Source organism: Mesorhizobium salmacidum (SeqCode) (assembly GCF_037179605.1).
Classification (GTDB): Bacteria; Pseudomonadota; Alphaproteobacteria; order Rhizobiales; family Rhizobiaceae; genus Mesorhizobium; species Mesorhizobium salmacidum.
Genome location: NZ_JAPYKS010000041.1, coordinates 18010 through 32910, shown reverse-complemented (window position 1 = coordinate 32910; position 14901 = coordinate 18010). Strand labels below are relative to the sequence as shown.

Sequence of the window (14901 nt, the reverse complement as noted above, 5' to 3'; positions counted from 1 at the left end):
CGCACCGCCCTCTACGAGGCAGCACATTCGCTACTCGTGCGCTCGAAGAAATGGTCGAGCTTGCGCGCCTGGGGCATGAACATCGCCAAACGCCGCGGCATGGCGCGAGCCGCGTGGCGGTAGCCCGCAAGCTGGCCGTCATCCTGCATCGCATGTGGGCCGACGCAACCGAATTCCGCTTTGGAAAGGAAGCCGCCGGCCCCGGCCCCACATTGGCATGAAATAGAACAAGGAACACAAAAACGAACACAGACAGTGGTTCGCCCGAGAGGGTGATCCGGATCGTTCCCGTGGAGACGATGGGCAAGGCGATCTCGTTAGCAGGCACGATCCTGGGGGAATTCTCCAAGGTCGTTCAACAGATTGAGACGCCTCGCTCTCCCTGACCCCATCATGCGGCGGCTCCGCGCCGACCGCGAAGAGAAGCGAGTGACCCGCGGGGCGACATGATCCGGAAAAATATCAGGAGGAGCTTGACCTCAACGACCCCAATCAGAGAAGCCTGCTAGGCTACCCGATTTGGCCCGTCATGGTGCAATATTTCGGTGAGCAGCTTTCCGGGTTTGCCTTCACGCAGCACGCCTGGGTGCAGAGCTACGGATCGCGTGAGAAGGTGGTGATCACCTCAATCCGCCTGGATGCCCCGACTGCCGGATTCAGCCAGACCATCTCGCGCAACAGCTCGGCGTCGGGTCTGTTGTCTGTCGTTGGCAGCCGTCAGGGCTGGTGTCGCAATTCAGACTCACGGGAAAGCGCCGACGAGCACCGCAAAAGCTGCTCGCTCGCTACAGCGCTATTGAGGGCGCGTTCACGAACAGCTGTTGCCCCCGAGCTACACCAACACGCACCAACGGCCGCCTCAGACTTCCTGCTCTTCGAGTGCATATCCCAACGCGCAGGATACGAACCTGCGTCAACTCGCCTTTTGTCGTATCTCAACATAATATCTACATCGTCAGGTGGCATGGTGCTTGTCAATGAGCTCTTTCACTCTCTGTTTGCGGTTGATCTCGGCGCGCGCCCAGTGTTCCTGTATGCCCGCACATTTCAGCTGCGCGTCGCGAAAGAGCGCTTTTGCCATGGAAACCTGGGAATCGGTTGATCTTTTTCCGGGTCCTCCGCCAAACTGCAGAGCATCCCTGCACTCTTCAGGACTCGCTGGCAACACATCAGCGAGGTTGCTGGCCAGCTCACTGCGGCGCTTCGCGACGCAGCTGTCCTGGGACACGCGCGCGGCGATCTCGCCAATTTGTGTGTGAGCCTTCCTGAAGGGAACGCCTCGCGACGCCATTCTTTCGGCGGCGATCGTCGTCATCGCTAGGCCGTCGTCTAGATTTTCACGCATCGGTCCCTCATTGAAGGACATGAATTTTAGGATGAGCGAGGTGAGGGTGATGGCCCGATTGAGGGCATCTTCGGAAAGGCGCAGCGGAGAGCAGCCGTAGTTGCTGGCTTCGATCGAGTTGCTGAAAGGCGCTTTGCAAGTTGCTGTTGCCGCGGAAACATATGCCCCGATCACGGTGCTTGCCGATCCCTTAATATGTTCAAGCAAAAATGGATTCTTTTTTTGAGGCAACATGGAAGATCCGCCGGCCAGATTGCGAGGAACGTCAACGAGAGCGAACTCACGCGTTGTCCAAACCTGCAGATCCTGGGCCACACGACTGAGCAAGATTGAAACGCCAGCGAAGAGTGAAATCGCTTGCAGGTGATGGTCGCGACTTGCAACCGCATCAAGTGAGTTGAATGACGGCAGTTCGAAACCCAGAAGTTGGGCGGTTTTGAAGGGATCTATTGGGATGCTGGTGCCTCCGCCTGCACCAGCTCCCATAGGGCAGTTCCTGATGTCTTCCAGTAGGCAATGAAGGCGGCTGCGCTCGCGCCCCAGAGCGAAGAACACGCTCAGCAGATAGTGACCTGGGGACCCAGGGAGTGCGATCTGGTACTGGCTGTACAAGGGTGCCACAAGTTTCGATCCCTCTTCCACTCGCTGAAGCAGGGCGTCTTGTAGAATTCCTAATTCTTGCGTTATGGAACACGCAGCCTGGCGAAGGGCCAGTAGAGAAATCGTCGCGTTCAAGTCATTCCGGGACCTTCCCAGATGTAGCCAGCCGGCCGTTTCCGGGTCCGCTCTGGCGGCAAGTTCGGCCTCATAGGCCAGATAGAGGCCGCGCGGAGCATCACGGCCGTCCAAAGATTGAAAGCCCTCGTTCTGGAGGTCCAAAATATGTGTGAGCAGGTCTGCAGCGACTGCTCGGCTGACCAAGGCCTGGTCGACGAGCATTACTAGATGAGCTTCATCTATGGCGGCTTGGAGTTGTAGGAGGCGACCATCCCTCGAGATTTCGATAGGCGGAGCGAGCAGCTTCATCGCTTCAGGATGCAAGGCCCATATGCCCTCGTCGGGCCCCGGGTCCTTCCTGTTGTCCGATGCCCTAGCAGTCGCCTCGATGTCGATGCCGACAGAATCGATCATCCGTTCAGCTGCGACGACAGCGGCATCGAGTTCGTCAGCGACGGCAATTGCATAGGCTACACGGTCTCTGAAGTCGCCATTGATTTGTATTTCCTCTCCCTCAAATTTCAGAAGACCCGCTTCGGGCACGGTTGGCCCTGGGTTATGAGAAAAGCATAGGCGTTTGAGCTTTCCGGAATCCTGCGCGAGGCGGAAACGGATAGCCCCCGCTCTTGTGTTGCTCGATTGTAGAGGCGGGAACGCTTCACCCGCGTAAAGATTGATCACCATGTCAGGAATTGATGTGCCCAAAGCGTGGGAGAGCATGACTGGAATCATTCCTCCAGCCAGCCTGGGATTGACCTCGATAATAACAGGGCCCGACTCCGCTATCACGAACTCCACGTGAGCCGGTCCGAACTCTAAGCCCAGAGCCGATACTGCGCGTGCCGCAAAAGAAGACAATTCGTGTAAGGACAACTCCGGAAGAGGGGCCGGAAAGTCGTGCCCTACCTCAACAAAGCAGGGAGGTGGCCCTTTGTGCTTGGCAACAATTCCAAGGCAATGCAACTCCCCATTGCAGGCGATAATCTCTGCTGAGTATTCCCTGCCCTCTATATACTGCTGAATGATAATCTCGGGACTCCCCAAGTTTACTTGGTCACGCAGCGCGTTCTTCGCACTTTCAAACGCCTTGACCGCGGCTGCGGCACTGTCAGCAAGCCTTACACCGCTACTGCCGCTCCCGGAGATCGGCTTCACGACTACGGGGAGAATAGCTTGGGCAAGAATGGTCTCCACATCCCTGACGGTAGTGGCGAGCCAAGTTTGAGGGACCGAGATCGATTGTCGCTGCAACTCGGCCACTTGTTTCCATTTATTCCGGCACGTAGCTATGGCCTCCGGACTCGATGCTGGTAGCCCGATCGCCTTCGCGGCCCTTGATGCGGCCTCGACGAAATAATCCGACGACGAATATATTCCTGCCAGCCTTGGTACCTTGGCGGCGACTCCGATGAGTTCATCCCGATTGCGCGTTTCTGCTTCGATCACTCGAGCGATGGACCCGTTAAGAAAGGAATAGCGGGCAGGATTGCGGGTAACAAGATAAGGCTCGAAGCCTAGGAGTCGGGCCCGCTTCAGCAGCACCTCGCCAGTACCTGTCGTGTTGCTTTCTACGAAAAGAAAACTACGTGGGTTCATCAAAGTCCTCCTCCAATGCATTGAGCACTTCTTTCCGGCTTTTGCGATTCCAAAGGTATCGGTTCCAAGGAGGGAGAGCAGTCGTGGGGTGCTCTTCGCTGACTGGAGCGTCCAGCAGGAGCCCTTCGTGAAGACATCCGCTCTGCTTAAGCCAATCGGGATCGTAAACAGCTTCGGCGTAGCGGTGGCCTTCATCAGGACATATGACCACTACGGTTTCCCTTGGATACTGTCGAGCGCGCCAGCGCCCCACAACGAAGCTCGCTCCGGAGGTCGGACCGGCAAAAACGGCGTGCCGTTCGTGAAGGTCACACGTTGCAGCAAACGCGATCGAAGCCGATGTGAAATGCACCTCGTCATACAGTTCATGCTTCACGTTCTTGGGGACGAGACTGTTCCCCAGTCCCCGCAGTTTGCGTTCGCCGTCCGGTTGGCCAAAGATGACGCTATTGAAGGTGTCTACTCCGATCAGGCGGGCGCTGGGAGCGCTTTGGCGGAGGCGCTCTATCGTTCCGCAAGTAGAGCCGCCCGATCCGACAGAACCGACCAACGTCACGTCGGCGCCAAGCATCTTCGAGATCTGATCAGCGAAAAACTTGTAGGCTGCGGGGTTATCCGGGGTATTGTATTGCTGAGGCCAGAAACAGGAGTGGTTCAGCTGCATCATTCTAGAATGCAACGCGTCGAGGCGGCTTCTTTGATATCCGCCCTCCTTTGCCTTCTTGGTTACTATGAAAACTTCCGCACCCAGCGATCTCAATCTGTTTTCAAGACCTTTATCCATCACTGGGTCCGTGAAAATTTCGAGCCGGAATCCGTATTCCCGGCAAACTACAGCCAACCCCAATGCGAAGGTGCCGCTCGAGGTCTCCAGAACGGTTGCGCCGTGTGTCAAAGTACCTTGAGCCACTGCTTGGTCGATAATGTACTTGGCAGGGAGAAGCTTCATGAATGCAAACTGCGCGACATACAAATTTGTCCCACACCTAATAATGCGCGGGAGCGCATAGGCAGCAGAATAGCCGGAGAATGGCAGGTGTTTGCGAACACTGTTCATATGTATGAGCTTCAATTCATGGTCAGATACATTTTTGGCGAGGTGTCGAACGGCGAGACATGCTCGACCACCGACCGAAGCTTCCGGGGGAAGCAAGACGCCGTTCGATCGAGCAGGATTCCAATCATCGTGCCACTGTGCGCGACTATGACGCCGAGCGCGCCAATATCCTGGCATGCTTTCAACGCCGCGTTCAGATGTCTCTTCGGAGCGCGCTCCTGATGCAGGAGCGCACTGGCTGTAGCGATTTTGCCAATCGTGGCCGTGTCGCCCCGCGGAATTGCTGTTCGCGCGCGGTCGAGTAATTCGCGATACTGCATTCTTTGGTTAGCGGAGATTTCTCCTCGCCGTTGATCGTAGTCGATGGTTTCGACCGTCCCTCCTTCATCGATAGCAACGATAGCAAGCGGCGGCATTTGCCCGAGGAAGGAGAAAAGGCGACACAATCGCTGTTGATATGCGACCACGCCGGGGTACATCACCCCATCGGATGGCTCGATCTCCGCCATGAGATTCTCAATCAACGATGTCCGGACTCTACGTTTGTGACAGCACGCGATTGATCGCGCAGTCGCAACCAGATCCGCAGACGAACTCGCCAGCCCTTTGCCTTCGGGAAGTTCAGATTGCAAAAGGAGGGTTCCTCCTGACACGTCGAGCGCACTGACGAGGCTCTCAGCCAGTCGTTTTGCTTTGACTTTATGTGGCGGATAAACGGTTACGCATTGCTCGCCTGCAATGGGCATGAAGTGGGCTCGAGAAAAGAGCGCAATGGGCATCGTGACCAGGAAATGAGAGTCGCGGGAATGGGAGTTGATCGGCAACTGGCCTTGCAGCAACTCGCCGAATGTGCCGCAACAAAGAGCGTCCCCGTCGCCAAAGTGTATCCCTGGCTGTTGCCGGCTCTCGGCGACAGCCTCAGCTGTGTCTCCGTCATCGAACGTCTGGTGATACATGTATGGCCTCCAAACTTCATCGGCGGCCGCTTTGACAATTTCCGCAGTCGTGATGCTCGACCTGCTTGCTAGAGGGCCGATGGAATGGGTGGGATTCTGGATCGACATATCACTCCCCTTGGCTCATCCACGTGTGATTTGCTGTTGGAGACGAGCCCCGGTTCCGGAACAGGGTTCGCCTTTCGGTATCGACGATAGCTCGAGACTTAGGGCACTTGACCTTCTTGCCTGCATCAAAGCCGCGTCCTCGGCGTTGCAATCAGCGTACCACGAGAGCTTGTGCGAGTAAGATGGGCGAACCCATCGGTTTTCGCGCCCTTAGGGCGGTACTTGTGCCTCAGTGTGTCGGGTTCCGCACATGGATGTCTTCAACCGGACGGCTGGCACAGAAAGCGACTTCACGGGATAGCTGTTGGCTCGACAGCGTGGCGGTCATCGTTCTTGCTGTTGTTATCGAAACGATCAACGCTATGATGAACCTGCGCGCGCTCATAAGAGGAATGCGGATTCCGATCTTCTACGCGAGATGCCCTTTGCCGCCGGCCGCCCAATGGACTCGGAATTCCCGGTAGTGCGTGTCCGCCTCCCCGATGTATCTGCCGTTGCTCAGATATTGTACCGGTTGTAAGGACGCCCGCCTCCTAGCCACGCGTTCATGTATTTCTCTGTGTAGAGTAGATGCAGGCTTGCCATTTTCAGAAACTGCGGACCAACAACTGCCGGTTTATGAAACATGCTTGCGCATTGCTTGCTCACCACGAGTGAAGCTCGTGATTGCCAAATTTGAAACGAGCTTTTCCCAGGCGTCCTTCCTTCGCCATGGCCCGCCGCGGGGCTCGACGAGCGCCTTTGTCGAGGGTTGCCAACGTACGAAGCCAGTCGCGAGCTGCGTGTCATCCAATTTTGGTCATTTGGCTTCATCCACGCCTGAGTTCGTCCCCTGTGAGCGGCGCGGCACTTGATTGACTAATGCCGCTCCAATGCCTCGAGCGCGGTGAGCGGGTCAGAGACGGGGCCGTATTCCGAGTCGATGTTGCGCGCGCGTCCGACGCAAAACCGGCATCACCTTTCAATCCTGGCCTCGGAGTTTATGTCCTGTATTGCGGTCGCGACGCCGTGATTTGCCCGTGCTCCATGCCTTCCGCTCGTTGATTTCGCGCGAGCCTTCGATCGTCCAATTCTCTGTACGCTGGACAGGATAGTGCTTGTTGCTCGCCGAAGACGATGGAAAGTGTCGTGCTCCGCCGCCCAAATCACTACACGCGCAAGTTGAGCAATCTACCATGGCACGGTCGGATTGTCGGAATCCAGCTTCACGCATGACCGTTCGATGCGCCGATCCAAAAACTACTCTTCCAGTGTTCTAGTGTCCACGAGGATCTCATAATGGCCCCGGCGTTAAGTTTGGCTGCCGTCCATTGAAAAGAGGGAGTGCTCAGGCTCGGCCTGAGCAGGTGCAGCGTCGCGGCTCTGGGATTTAACCAACTACTGGGCACATAAGCGGAAGGCAGCGGCCTGCTCATTGCCATGGTGGTCCAGGAAGGAATCGACGACGCATGACATTGTGCGTAGCAGCCGACCGGAACATTTCAAATCGCGACGGTGCCTGCGGTCCGCGTTTCAGCGGCCGAGGAATTTTGGTGCAATCTTCCTCCTCCAGGTATTACCATCAGCCGGCAGGCCAAAGGTTTTTAGTGTCGATACAACGGATAACGCGGATCAACCGTGCTACTAAATCAAAAGGGGAGCTGGAACATGACGATTTCTCGACGCGACCTCATCAAGACGGGCATGGCTGCGGGAACGGCTTTGTCCTTCCCGTCGGTCCTGCGGGCGCAGACCTCGCCGAGCGCCGATCGCACGGTCCGTATGGCAATGCATGACCTCACCGTTTTCGATCCGATTTTTACAACGACGGACCCGACACAAACTCATGGACTGGCCATTTACGATACGCTATTTGCGCTCGACTCTGAGTTGAGGCCGCAACCCCAAATGATAGGCAAATGGGGTGTGTCCGACGATAAGAAGACCTACACTTTCCAACTCCGTGATGGACTGGGTTGGCATGATGGCACGCGTGTCACCGCAGCGGACTGTGTGGTCTCGATCCGTAGATGGGGACAGGCCGGCGGGCACGTGCTCATGGAACGGGTTCGGGACATCTCGAAGGAGGATGATGAAACCTTCACTGTCGTGCTCAAGGAGCCACTGGGCCTGCTTATCGATATGCTAGCGAGAATTGCTGCGCCCTATCCGTTCATGATGCGCGTTAAAGATGCTGAACGCCCCGTGGCCGAGCAAGTAACGTCGAATATCGGATCGGGGCCATTCAAGTTCAACCAATCTTTGATGAGGCCAGGCTCAAGCTATACTTACGATCGAAACGAACAATATAGACCGCGCAGCGAGCCCTCCAACGGTTTGGCTGGCGGGAAGGTCGCCAATGTTGATCGGGTTATATGGGAAAACATCGCCGATCAACAAACTGCACTGGCGGCTTTGCAGGCGGGCGAGGTTGATTTTGAAACCTTCCTGCCAGCCGATCTTTATCCCGTCATTGAAAATGATCCCAACCTTGTCCTGCAGGTGCTTAATAAATCGGGTAACGACTTCTGCCTGCGCATGAATTTTTTGCAGAAACCGTTCGACAACGTCAAGGCGCGTCAAGCCATTCTTCATCTGATCGATCAGGAGGCATTCCTCCGAGTGATGGCTCCGGATTCCAGATTCAGCCGTCCTGTCACTTCGATCTTTGGGAACAGTACCCCTTATTCCAACGACGAAAATACGGGATGGTTTAAGAAGGGAGGCGACCCAGAGAAAGCAAAGCAGCTTCTCAAGGAGTCGGGATATGCCGGAGACCAGGTCGTGATCCTTGACCCCACAGATTGGGCAGAGGGTCATGCTGCCTGCCAGCTTCTAGCGGCCACACTGCGAAAAATTGGTGTCAATGTGGAGCTCGCGTCGAGCGACTGGGGGGGGCTTGTCGCGCGACGGAGCAACACGGGTTCAGTTGAGAACGGAGGCTGGAACATCTTCATCACAAACGATCCGGATTACGTCCAAGGCGACCCGCCTTCTGCCGTCTTTCTTAACGCGAGCGGCGACAAGGCTTGGTTCGGTTGGCCGAAGAGTGATGAATATGAGGCACTTCGCGCCAAATGGCCGGACTTAAACACCCTCGATGAACGCAAGGCCTTGGCTCGCGAGATGCAACGGGTTTGGTGGAACTTCGTCGGCGATGTTAGGCTCGGTCAAGTAGTCGAGCCAATTGCACGGCGCAAAATGCTGACCGGTCTAATCGAATTGCCTGCTGTTCAAGTCCCCTTTTGGAACATGCGGAAAGCCTCGTAATGGTCGGCTACACCCTACGCAGATTGGTCTCGACCTCGCCTTTGTCGTGATCGTGGGGATCTTCGTTCCCTCTTCTCAGGTGGCGCCGGGGATGCGGCGGCGATTATTGCCGACATCCCGAACGCGGTCTGATCGATCCTATGCCGGTTCAGTTCATCCATAGCGTGCGGACTTGCTCGCAGGCGATTCGGCACCTCGATCTTGAAGGTTGGGGACTCTTTCGCCATCCTTGTCGCGTGGCAAACTGACAGGCTCGTCAGACCCTCTCCTTGCGGCCTTCTCCGCACTTGGTTATTCCGGAACTCTCGGGCATGCCCTGTGCAGCCGCTTGTGGCCGGTCCTTGGCTTTTGCGGCTGCTATGGGAGGCGGGATCCTCCAAGTGAAAAGCCAGTTCCTCATAGCTTGGTTGGCGGTGCTGCTTGAGCAGGCCGCGCAGCACGGCTGCCGCCGGCAGCCCTCGGCGCCGGCCTCCTTGAGACCGTGCCCGTGCCCTGCGATCCGATGTGTCTGCCAGCCTGGCGATGAAAAGATCGATTTCGGCCGCTAAGCAGCGCGGAGCACTATAGCGTGTCATGGTTGCACGACTGCGGAGAAGTCGGCATTACCGGCGCCCGCAGGGGTATGAGCAGGACGTCGGCCCGAGGGTGATTCAGTAGCGGATCGCGCTCGAGGCGACATAGCTGGAAGCCAGCACGTCCGACAGGCGGGCGAGGCCCAGCCTGTATTCGTCATCGGTCGCCGGCGAACTGGGCGACAGCCTGACAGCCTGCGGTGCCGACGCTCGTCCGACGGTGAACCGGTCCGCTTCGATGCAACTCACCCGTGCCGCCCGTGCGGCGCTGACGAACTCGCCGGCGCGCCATTTTTCGGGTAGGTGAAGGAATATGAAGGGGCTTGGTGACGCGTCGTCCGGGAGCAGGTGCCCGAAAGCGCCGCGTGCTAGCGCCCAGCGTCGGCGCATTTCCTCGGCCTGCCAGTCACACAGCTTCTTGAGAATTCCGCTCCGCAGCCACCCCGCCGCGATCTCCGCCTGCAGAAAGGGCCCGCCGAGTGTCAGCGCATGCTTGACGCCCTCCAGCCATCTGGATGTACGCGCTTGGGCAGCGCATGAAGCAAACACGCATGGCGGGCGCGACGTATTCGGACAGGCTATAGAGAGGGAAGGTGCGCTCCGGCGCCAGACTGGAAAGCGATATAGGGCGCTGGCCCGACAGCAATGCGGCGAAGGGATTGTCTTCGATGATGAGCAGGTCGTTGCTGCGAGCAACGCCCACGATGGCCTGGCGCCGCCCCAGGGACATCGTCGCACCGGTCGGATTCTGCAGCGTCGGGCTTACAAACAGGAGGCGCGCCTTCGAACTGCGCGCGCGTTCATTTAGTTCGTCCGGCATGATACCTTCCGCATCCATTGGCGTCGCCACCATGTGGTGGTTCCGCAGCCTAAGCATGTGCGCGAGGCCAAGATATGTAGTCTCCTCCACCAGCACGGGATCCCCCGGCTGCGTATGCATGCAAAGCAGGATTAGGAACGCCTCCTGGGCGCCACGCGTGATGGTGATGCTCTCGCTTTCCCAGGTATCGCCGAGGGATTTAATCCACGCTGCGCCGAGATCGCGGTGCGCGCGGTAGCCAAGATCGGGCGCATAGCCCGATAGGGAACGTTCCACGATCTTCGTACCGATGTAGGCAAACACACTGGTGAAGGCCTGTTTTGCGCAAGGCCGACTCGGTGAGCGGTGTGGCCAGGAGCAGTCCGAAATTCACCGTGTGGTTGGATTCTTCCCGCAGCACCAGCGGCCGCCTGCTGTCTGCTGCCTCACGCACCCGGGTGCCGTGCCCCACCTTCGAATAGACCACGCCCCATTCTCCGGCGATCTGGTAGGCGCGGGCCACCGTCGCTATCGTCACTCCGGCCTTCCAAGCCATGTGCCTGTGTGAAAGCAGGCGCTCCCCCGGTGCGAGTTCGCCCGACCGCACAGCCGCCCTTATTGCTTCGGCGAGAGCCCGATATCGGTAGCCGCTCACCTTCGACAGGTCCGGCACCCAGTCCTTCACTTGCTACCTCCGCGTGTTCGGCTTTGCCAACCGCTCCCTGAGCCACCGCCCTCGACGCGTGTCTCGTCGTTTATCTCACATTAAAGTGGCATGGTGTCGATACTCAAATTGACATAGGTGGCATGGTCATCGCACGACTTTCATCGTTGACACTTCTAGGCCACGGTCCGGCGAAAGTAAGTGGAGGAACAGATGCCCGATCCTTTTCAGGTGAGCTTGGCGCAGATCGACATTGCGGCTCTAGATCCAGACAGAAACCGGGCAAGGATCATCGAGATCGCCGGGGCCGAGGCGGCGTCGGGTTCCCGCCTAATCCTTTTCCGGAACTCGCTACAACCGGATATGTGGAACCAATCACGCCGGGCTCCTCAGTCGGGCTCGGGTTTGCAGGTTTCAAGGATTATGCCGCACGCCTGCAGGAGGTGTCTGAAACGCTGGGAGGACCAACCATAAGCGGTCTTACAGTCATTGCTCGCCAATATGACGCCCAGATCGTCGTTGGTATGGCGTTGCGCGATGCCCTAGTACCGGGTCGATTGACCAATTCTTCCGTGCTGATCGGGCCTGAGGGTGCAACCTACGTTTATCATAAAGTGCATCTTTGGCAGAATGAAAAACTGCTGTTTGCGGCCGGCCAAGATTTTCCGGTTGCCGTGACGCCGATTGGTCGGATCGGCATGCAGATCTGCTATGATGTCCGCTTTCCTGAGGCAACGCGGGCTCTCGCGCTAGCTGGCGCGGAAGTCGTGACGGGTGTCTGGAATTCATTCAGGCCAGAGAACGAGGACCCGCTGGACCCCGCGCAGTTCCATCATCGCGCATTTACGCGCGCGCAGGAAAATGGCGTGTTCTTTCTCAGTTGCAACCGCGTGGGTGCGCAGAGCGGCCACTGCTTCCTGGGTAGCAGCGTGGTGGCCGCTCCCGATGGCCGGAATCTGGCTGCTGCTGATAGTGAGAGCGAAGAGATCCTGCGCGCAAAGATCGACCTCCGCGAGGTCGTCCGGTATCGCAGTTTCTTCGGTCTATGGAACGACCGGCGTCCCAACCTTTATGGACCCTTGACGCTGCAACGGTGATTTCGTCAGGAACCGTGTCGCCTTAGGGGCAAGCGGATCGCTCCACTTTTCAAGCAGCACTATGCGCCCACGGATCGCGGGGTCGCTCTCGGTTGCTGTCCGTAATCCAAGAGGCTTCTGACCCTTTTTCGGCATGTGATCGAGCTTTCTTGTTAGGTCTTGTGCGGCATTCCAGAAGCAACTGGGCAGGTATGGTGTGTTCCGCCATCCAGCTCCTTGCGCGCGCGATGCCGGCAAACTGCAGCACGGGATCGCGATTTCTATCACCGCCTGTAGCTGCTGCTTGTTGGCCACGGCCAATTCCGGATGACAGCCGGCAGCCGCATCGGTGTCGAAACGTTCACAACGGCCGTAGCGCAATCCTGCGGGCTGTAACTCGACCCGCTTATTGACCACCCAATCGTACGCGAAGCTTGGTGTGAATAGCATCCAGATGGCGGACCTACTTCCAAGATGTTATTCCGGATAAGAAGATGAGAGAGGGAGCATATGAGAGCATCCAGAGCGGGAGATAACTCGGTCGCGGAGCTTGCCCGTCCGTATCGCCCTTGGCTGGGCACTGCACCGACGTGCCGCTGAGTTTCTAGTCCATTTGAGATTAGATTTCGACCCTTGATTGAGGACGGACTGATGAAGAGAAAGCGGTTCGGGGAAGAGCAGATCATTGCGCGCCCCGAGACGCCGTGCTTGGCCGCCAGAGCGTCCGACTTCGCACCTAACTCATGCTCGCGCAGAACCTGTACCCTGGAGGCCAAGTTTTGCCGGATGGACGTGTCTAAGCCCAAGCGGCTGAAGTCTTCGGAGGAGGAGTACGCGCCAATCTGAAGAAGTTTCTGGCAGAGCAGATGCTGGACAATGGGTCCTGAAGGATGTCGACGCAAAAGTGTACGTTCCGCCCGTGATGCAACGACGAAGATAGAGTGAACACTGGCTGATGTCGTGACCTGCTGTGGGACGTAGACGGCTGATCCTTGGCGCAGGCTGCCCCATGATGATTTGCCTGTTTCATATTGCCCGATCAAATGGCATAAAGATCGCGGCAGTTCGGGCGATTATTTAAGCCATCAATTGCAGCAGACCAATTATGGATGACCTAGATCGACGGATCCTCACCGCCCTACAAAAGAACAATCGGCTATCCTTTGCCGAACTCGCTGAGCTCGTTGGTTCCTCGGCCGCGTCATGTATGCGTCGGGTGAACAAGCTGCGTTCGGATGCGGTAATTGTAGCGGATATCTCGCTGGTAGATCCGAAAGCTGTCGGCAAATCACTCACCATCGTCGTTACGGTCGAGCTGGATCGGGAGCGTCTTGACCTGGTCGACGATTTCAAGCGTGCAATGCGGGCGACCAAAGAAGTTAGTCAGTGTTATATGGTGACCGGCGATGCTGATTTCGTCCTGATCGTCACGGTCGAGGATGTCGAGGCTTTTGATGTCTTCGTCAAAACGAAGCTCTACACGAACCCGAATGTCCGGAAATTCCGGAGCATGATTGCGCTTGATAGGGTCAAGTTCGAGCCACGCGTTACGCTATAACGCCGGGCAGATTTCGTTGAAGCCGCCACCCCGAGTCGTTTTTTGACGCATCCATTGCGTGACCACCAAGGGATTGGTCTTTTTCTTCGAGAGAAGCATGCGATCTATCGGCGGGCAGTCGATGTTGCGTCGGACGGTGCGGTAGCCAAACTGTTTCCCGCAGGCGAGCAGCTGACCCGATGGGAAAAAGAATGGCGAATCCGATGACGCAGCTCTTACCTAGACTTCCATTTGTCGTTAATCATCACGTCGATAGACGGCATTATCCTCACGGGGTTGCTTTCATGGATGGGCAATACCTGCCGATGTCCGAGGCCAAGATATCCGTGCTCGATTGGGGTTTTCTGCATTCCGACGCGACTTACGACACCGTCCACGTCTGGAACGGCAGGTTTTTCCGCTTGAACTTGCATCTTGACCGGTTTTTGGGTGGCATTGAACGTCTGCGCATGAATTTGCCCTATGATCGCGAGGAAATAACATCGATCCTCAAGAGCTGCGTCGCCTTGTCGGGCCACAAATCGGCGTACGTGGAGATGATTTGCACGCGCGGTTCGTCGCCCACGTTCAGCCGCGATCCTCGCCAGGCGGAAAATCGCTTCATGGCGTTTGCCGTCCCTTTTGGTTCCGTTGCCAACAACGAGCAACTGGAAAGAGGCTTGCACGTCGCGATTAGCGAGACAGTACGCATCCCTCCCAAATCGATCGATCCTTCGATTAAGAACTATCATTGGCTCGATCTCGTTAAAGGTCTTTTCGATGCGTACGACATGGGAGCGGAGACGGCGCTAATTCTCGATACCGATGGGCACATCGCGGAGGGACCCGGATTCAACGTGTTCATTGTTAGGGACGGGTCCTTGACGACGCCCGCTTTTGGGGTGTTACCTGGCATTACACGCCGGACAGTCTTCGATCTTTGCGCCGAGATTGGGTTGTCGGTTGCGGCCACTGATGTCAGTCGTGCTGAGATCAAACAGGCTGACGAAGTGTTCGTCACCTCGACTGCTGGCGGCATTATGCCCGTGACGCGCATCGACGAGGCCAAGATCGCCAATGGGAAGGTCGGGCCCATAACCTCTCGGCTCATGAATTTCTACTGGCAGAAGCATGATGATCCGGCATGGTCAACTGCTGTCACCTATCCCTGATAGAAATGGCCGCAAGTTGAGAGCGGCTAGGTGACGGCTCGATGGGCTGCCAT

10 protein-coding genes and 2 pseudogenes are annotated in these 14901 nt (G+C 57.1%); 6 read left to right on the top strand and 6 right to left on the bottom strand.

Annotated features, from left to right (window positions below):
- Together O7A60_RS29695 and O7A60_RS32040 are read left to right on the top strand one after the other, a co-directional pair.
- A pseudogene (locus O7A60_RS29695) lies at positions 1 to 221 on the top strand (IS110 family transposase); the annotation flags it as partial.
- Positions 222 to 529: 308 nt separating this feature from the next.
- Positions 530 to 787 (top strand): annotated as a pseudogene (locus tag O7A60_RS32040) (hypothetical protein); the annotation flags it as partial.
- A 168-nt stretch (positions 788 to 955) separates the two neighbouring features.
- Here O7A60_RS32040 and O7A60_RS29690 read toward each other — a convergent pair.
- The 3 genes from O7A60_RS29690 to O7A60_RS29680 are packed head-to-tail and all read right to left on the bottom strand — an operon-like array spanning position 956 to position 5671.
- Complete coding sequence (locus O7A60_RS29690) at positions 956 to 3658, bottom strand: lyase family protein (RefSeq protein ID WP_337109240.1); 2703 nt, start codon at positions 3656 to 3658, stop codon at positions 956 to 958.
- Entirely contained in the window at positions 3645 to 4715 is a 1071-nt protein-coding gene (locus O7A60_RS29685; protein WP_337109239.1) for a cysteine synthase family protein, read from the bottom strand. The genes O7A60_RS29690 and O7A60_RS29685 overlap by 14 nt, the downstream gene beginning before the upstream one ends.
- Positions 4716 to 4726: 11 nt before the next feature.
- Entirely contained in the window at positions 4727 to 5671 is a 945-nt protein-coding gene (locus O7A60_RS29680; RefSeq protein WP_337109238.1) for a GHMP family kinase ATP-binding protein, read from the bottom strand.
- 1755 nt (positions 5672 to 7426) lie between these two features.
- Between O7A60_RS29680 and O7A60_RS29675 the strand changes: the two genes are divergently transcribed.
- Entirely contained in the window at positions 7427 to 9028 is a 1602-nt protein-coding gene (locus O7A60_RS29675; protein WP_337109237.1) for an ABC transporter substrate-binding protein, read from the top strand.
- A gap of 650 nt (positions 9029 to 9678) precedes the next feature.
- Here the strand turns inward: O7A60_RS29675 and O7A60_RS29670 are convergent.
- The 3 genes from O7A60_RS29670 to O7A60_RS32035 are packed head-to-tail and all read right to left on the bottom strand — an operon-like array spanning position 9679 to position 11054.
- A complete protein-coding gene (locus O7A60_RS29670; protein WP_337109236.1) occupies positions 9679 to 9990 on the bottom strand; it encodes a hypothetical protein in 312 nt (103 codons plus the stop codon).
- Between the two features lie 16 nt (positions 9991 to 10006).
- Positions 10007 to 10723 (bottom strand): PLP-dependent aminotransferase family protein, encoded by a 717-nt coding sequence (locus O7A60_RS29665; protein ID WP_337109235.1) that lies wholly within the window; start codon positions 10721 to 10723, stop codon positions 10007 to 10009.
- Positions 10620 to 11054 (bottom strand): GntR family transcriptional regulator, encoded by a 435-nt coding sequence (locus tag O7A60_RS32035; protein WP_415926871.1) that lies wholly within the window; start codon positions 11052 to 11054, stop codon positions 10620 to 10622. Before O7A60_RS32035 ends, O7A60_RS29665 begins: the two co-directional genes overlap by 104 nt.
- A gap of 152 nt (positions 11055 to 11206) precedes the next feature.
- Between O7A60_RS32035 and O7A60_RS29660 the strand changes: the two genes are divergently transcribed.
- From O7A60_RS29660 to O7A60_RS29650, 3 genes are all read left to right on the top strand, one after another.
- On the top strand, positions 11207 to 12160 hold the full coding sequence (locus O7A60_RS29660) for a carbon-nitrogen hydrolase family protein (protein ID WP_337109234.1): 954 nt from the start codon (positions 11207 to 11209) through the stop codon (positions 12158 to 12160).
- A 1084-nt stretch (positions 12161 to 13244) separates the two neighbouring features.
- Positions 13245 to 13697 carry an Lrp/AsnC family transcriptional regulator gene (locus O7A60_RS29655; protein WP_337109233.1) on the top strand — a complete coding sequence of 151 codons (453 nt, stop codon included), beginning with the start codon at positions 13245 to 13247 and terminating at the stop codon, positions 13695 to 13697.
- A 284-nt stretch (positions 13698 to 13981) separates the two neighbouring features.
- Positions 13982 to 14848 carry an aminotransferase class IV gene (locus O7A60_RS29650; protein ID WP_415926870.1) on the top strand — a complete coding sequence of 289 codons (867 nt, stop codon included), beginning with the start codon at positions 13982 to 13984 and terminating at the stop codon, positions 14846 to 14848.
- The last annotated feature ends 53 nt before the right edge of the window (positions 14849 to 14901 follow it).